A 297-nucleotide genomic window follows, 5' to 3' on the forward strand; every position below is an offset into this window, starting at 1 on the left:
GCAATCGGCCTGTAGAGTAGGTCGCTCTTTCAGCCACTTCTTCCTTGGTGAGTCAACGATTGACCCATAACGCCATCCAGCGCCTGTTGCTTAAACGTTTTGCCCTCGCGGCCGGCACCTATGCCCTGGCATTGCTGCTGCTGTGGCTGGCGATTTTCACCGGTCACTACGCGGCGCCCCTGGCCAGCGTGGCGATTGGCAGTGCGTTGGTGGTCATCACTCAAGCGGCGCTGTTCGCGGTGTTCTACAGCGGCTGCAACCTGCGCTTGGCCGACCCGAGCCTGACCGAAGTCCAGG

At 61.3% G+C, this 297-nt stretch carries 1 pseudogene; it reads left to right on the plus strand.

Going from position 1 to position 297, the window contains the following annotated elements:
• Positions 1-59: 59 nt before the first annotated feature.
• Positions 60-297 (plus strand): annotated as a pseudogene (locus BK665_RS33320) (hypothetical protein); the annotation flags it as partial.

Source organism: Pseudomonas frederiksbergensis, assembly GCF_003732665.1.
Taxonomy (GTDB): domain Bacteria; phylum Pseudomonadota; class Gammaproteobacteria; order Pseudomonadales; family Pseudomonadaceae; genus Aquipseudomonas; species Aquipseudomonas frederiksbergensis_G.